Origin of the sequence: Paenibacillus ginsengihumi DSM 21568, from assembly GCF_000380965.1 — a bacterium.
Taxonomy (GTDB): Bacteria; Bacillota; Bacilli; order Paenibacillales; family NBRC-103111; genus Paenibacillus_G; species Paenibacillus_G ginsengihumi.
In genome coordinates, this window is sequence record NZ_KB905563.1 from 1 (window position 1) to 4628 (window position 4628).

Genomic DNA, 4628 nt, shown 5'->3' on the forward strand with positions numbered 1-4628 from the left:
CATGCAGGAACTGCTCGTCGATATTGTCGGCCACGAATCCAGGGAGCTCGATCTCCTGCTTGAAACGAAGTATACCGAGCTTGATGCCTATGTGCTGATTCACTTTGAGCCGCAGTCTTATAGGGATGCGGATTTTCATGAACGCATGTTTATTTATTTTGGACGCTTGTTCGAGCGGCATCGGAAAGAGCATAAGCTGATCATTCCGATCGCCATTTTTACGGCCGACGATGTGAAGGATGAACCGGATTCTGTAACGATGGAAATTCCGGGGCATGAAATATTGCGGTTTCAGTTTTTGAAGGTCGAGCTGCGAAATCAAAACTGGCGGCAATTTATTCAGTCGGACAATCCGGTGGCTGCTGCCTTGCTTGCCAAAATGGGCTATAATGAAAGAGAAAGGCGCCAAGTGCTTCCGGTAGATGAGGTTCGCAAGCTCGGCAAGCATTAATCCATGAAAGCCGGAAAGATCTGTTTCAATAACTTTTATAAAATGACGGCGGCATAAGCAGCCGTCTGTTTCCGTTGAAAGTTTTTCCAATCCGTGTTATGATGGGCATGACTGACTCGTCAGTCATATTTTTATTGTGAAAAAGTGACTGATGAGTCAGTCATCTAGAGAGACTATTCAACAGGTTTGGGGAGGGCGCTTGCGAGTGAGTGAAGCGAAGAAGGAGAGCATCATCGCCTCGGCGCTGAAGCTGTTCGAAGAGAAGGGATTTCATGCCACGAAAGTGTCGGACATTGTGAAGGATGCGGGCATCGCGCAGGGGACGTTTTACTTGTATTTTAAAAGCAAGGAAGATTTGTTCCGCAGCATCGCAGAGACTTGTCTGCAAGAGATCGTCCAGGCCTTGGACGACGTTCCGCCGTATTGCGACCCCGGCACGATGCGGCTGGTAATTCGTCGGACGGTGACGATTTGTTACCAAAACCGGACAATTTTGTGCATTTTGAATCTTCACGGCGCTGCGTCTCCGGAAATCGCCGATATTTCGGAGCAATATTATGAACGGATGGCTGAGAGCATCGTCAGGCTGCTGAAGCAGGCCGGAGCTTATCCGGGCTATACGGACGAGCAGCTGGAAATGACCGCCTACGGCTTGATCGGGATGGTCGAAATGGCTTCCTATCAATGGTTCGTCGTGAAAGGACACGGAACCGAATATATCGATCCGCTGACGGACGCGCTGGTCGGCATTCATGGCAATTGCCCGGCTGATTCGGAGGCAGGAGGGGACGAGGCATGATTGCACGGCTTCTTCGTTACCGTAAAATCACCATCCTGTTTTTTGTGATGGCCGTTTTGATCGGCATGGTCAACATTGCCACGATGAAACAGCGGGAAAATCCGGAGGTCGACCTGACGATGGCGATGGTTACAACCATCTACCCGGGCGCTTCGCCCGAGAAGGTCGAGCAGTTCGTCACGCGGCCGCTGGAACGGAAAATTAAAGAAATGAACGATATCAAGCTGCTGACGTCCACCTCGTCGGCGAACGTATCGATGATTCAGGTCGAAGTCAATCCTAGTACGGATATTCGCCGGGCATGGGACACGCTGCGGCAAAAAACGCAGGCCGCCGTCAGCGAACTGCCGGAGGATGCGCATCAGCCCGTCGTGAATGACGATCTCAGCAAAATCGCCGAGCAAATCTATCATTTTGTGGTCGAGTCGCCCGAGGAGCTGGAGTCACTTCGACCGGTGATGGACATTTGGAAAAAGCAGATGGAGACGATTCCCGGGGTAAGCAGCGTGGAGATTGTCGGGCTTCCCGACCAGGAAGTCGCCATTACGCTGGATACCGAGAAGCTGAATTCGTTCCGTCTCCCTTGGGGCATCGTCGCCCAGGCGCTGCAAAACAAGCATGAGCGTCTTCCGCTCGGTACGGTGGAACAGGACAACCACTCCTTTTACATCGATATGGCAGGGGAATGGCGGACCGCGGAGGATATCGCCAATACGGAAATTCTTGGTTTGCCGAACGGTAATACGCTGAAGATCAAAGACGTTGCCGACGTTCGATTGCAGCCGAAGAAGAAAGAAGTCTCGATTCTGCATAACGGCAAGCCTGCGCTCGACCTCGTTATCAATGCGGAGAAAGGGGCCGACATCCCTGCTCTGCAGCAGCGAATCGATGCCAAGGCGGCCGAGCTGGCGAAGCAGCTGCCGTCGAACGTCGAGATCAAATCGCTCTTTAACCAGAAGGAGAGCCTTGACCACCTGTTCCGGGATTTGAGTCAGGAGCTGCTGATCGGCATGCTCGCCGTCATCGTCGTCTGCTCGCTCGGCCTTACCTTCGGCACGGCGCTGGTCGTTGCTTTGGCGATTCCGATATCGATTGCTGTCGGCTTCATTCCGGTTCCCTGGATGGGAATCGACCTGAATCAGATTACGATCGTTGCGATTGTCATCGTGCTCGGGATTCTTGTGGACGATGCGATCGTTGTGAACGACAATATCCAGCGGCGGCTGCAACTCGGCAACGATCCTGCTACCGCCTCGCTGGAAGGAAGCCGGGACGTGGCGATCTCGATCTTGACCGCGACGATTGCGACGGCGGCGGCTTTCCTGCCGCTCTATTTCCTTGAGGGCGACATCGGCAGCTTCATCCGGCCGCTTCCGGTCGTCGTTACGATGACGCTGGGAGCGTCGATGGCGATGTCCCTTACAGTCGTCCCGATCTACCGCCAGTGGGCCGGCGAGCGCGCCCTGCAGCGCATGAAAAAAGCAGGCCGCCATAATCCCGCCCGCCGCCTGCTGGGGAGCGTCGCGACCGAACAGGCGGCCGCGAAGCAAGCGCCCCAAGCGGCAGCTCCGGACCGGGCAGAGACAGCGGAACCGCTCGATACGCCAGGTCTGCTCGGCAGGCCGATCCATCGGCTAAGCGAATATTATTCGCGTCAAATTCACCGGTTTTTGCGGCGGCCATTGCTGACAGGAGGCATTGCGCTCCTGATCGGCACGAGCGCCTTCGGACTGCTGCCGTTTCTCGGCATCCAGTACTTCCCTCCGGCGGAAAAGGAAGAAATGCTGATCGACTTCCAACTGCCGACGGGACGTGTCTTGGCGGAGACGGAGTATACGCTGGCCAAAGCGGCTGCCTGGCTTAAGGAGCAGCCCGGCGTGCGTTTTGTCTCGGCATATTCCGGACGTACGGCATCGCGTTTCTACTATTCGGAGCAGGAGAAGAGCGGGGAGACGATCGGACAGCTGTTCGTCAAGATCGATAAGAACGTCATTCATCCTGAGCACGTCGTCGGCTATTGGCGGGAGCAGTTGAGTGCGATGTTCCCGCAGGATGTGGAAATCACCCCAAGGCAGCTGGAGCAAGGGCCGCCGGTGGGCGCGCCGATCGTCGTTCGGATCGGCGGGGACGACCTGAGCGAGCTTCGCCGCATCGCGGCAGATGTGAAGAGCAAGCTCAGCGCAATACCCGGAACGATCAGCATTACGGACGATGTCGGCGAAGACATGTCTACCTATGTCTTGAATGCCGATCCCGGCAAGCTGCGCATCTTCGGAGTCAACGACAAAGATTTGTCGTCCACCATCCGCATCGCTACGGAAGGGCTGGAGGTTGCAGAGATGCAGCAGGGCGACAAGCTCATCGACGTGACGCTGTATGCCAAGGAACGCGGCAGCGACCCGATTGAGACGATGAAGAAGATGTATGTGCCCTCCCAGAACGGAGGAACGGTTACCGTTCAGGAGCTTGGCGAGCTTACGGTCGGAACGATGATGAAGTCGATCCATCACCGCGACCAGACGCGGGTCATTAATGTCAAAAGCTTCAACGAAGGGCGATTGCCCGACGACATCGTCAAGGATTTGAAGGCGGAGATGGCGGCGTACGAGCTGCCCCCCGGTTATACGATCGATTACGGCGGCGAGAACGAGATGCGCAACGAAGCGTTCGCCTCGATCGGACGGCTGTCCATCGTCGTGATTTTGCTGATCTATATCATTATGGCGATGCAGTTCTACTCCTTGTCCATTCCGGTGCTGATCTTGTCCACCGTGTATTTGGCGGCCGGCGGAGCGGTCATCGGCCTGTTCCTGACGAATTCGCCGATCGGCTTCATGGCGCTGATGGGGCTGGTCAGCCTGGCGGGCATCGTTGTGCGCAACGGCATCATTCTGATCGAATTTATCGAGCAGGCCTTGGAACGCGGACTGCCGCTGCACGAGGCGGTAGCCGAAGCAGGCAAGGCAAGGCTGAGGCCGATATTGCTGACGATGACGACGGCGATCAGCGGGCTGCTGCCGATGACGATCATGGGCGGCAACCTGTGGCGTCCGATGGGAATCACCATCATCTCCGGGTTGTTATATTCGACGATCCTGACGCTGATCGTCGTGCCTTCGCTGTTCGTCATATTACAGCAGTGGAGAGACCGGCGAGCAGCCCGAAAAGGGCGCGCCGCGCATCATCCATCGCTTTAACGAACCAGCCGGACAAGGCGGACCGCTTCGGTTGCTTCCAGGGGGCGCATTCCGCTATACTGAGATAGACGCCTATGACAAGCGATTCCTTCGTCATCGGCCGTCACCTGCGGTATTGAAAATTCAGCGTCTGGATACCGCAGAAATTTTCAAAATAGACGCCTATGACAAGCGATTCCTT

At 55.7% G+C, this 4628-nt stretch carries 2 protein-coding genes and 1 pseudogene; all 3 read left to right on the top strand.

The genetic code is table 11. The annotated features are described in order from the left end of the window. Nucleotides 1-451, top strand: a pseudogene (locus tag F591_RS27790) (Rpn family recombination-promoting nuclease/putative transposase); the annotation flags it as partial. Nucleotides 452-656: 205 nt separating this feature from the next. Further along, nucleotides 657-1250 carry a TetR/AcrR family transcriptional regulator gene (locus F591_RS0110380; RefSeq protein ID WP_019534533.1) on the top strand — a complete coding sequence of 198 codons (594 nt, stop codon included), beginning with the start codon at nt 657-659 and terminating at the stop codon, nt 1248-1250. Beyond that, nucleotides 1247-4447, top strand: coding sequence for an efflux RND transporter permease subunit (locus F591_RS0110385; protein WP_019534534.1), 3201 nt, complete (start codon nt 1247-1249; stop codon nt 4445-4447). Before F591_RS0110380 ends, F591_RS0110385 begins: the two co-directional genes overlap by 4 nt. Nucleotides 4448-4628: the final 181 nt, after the last annotated feature.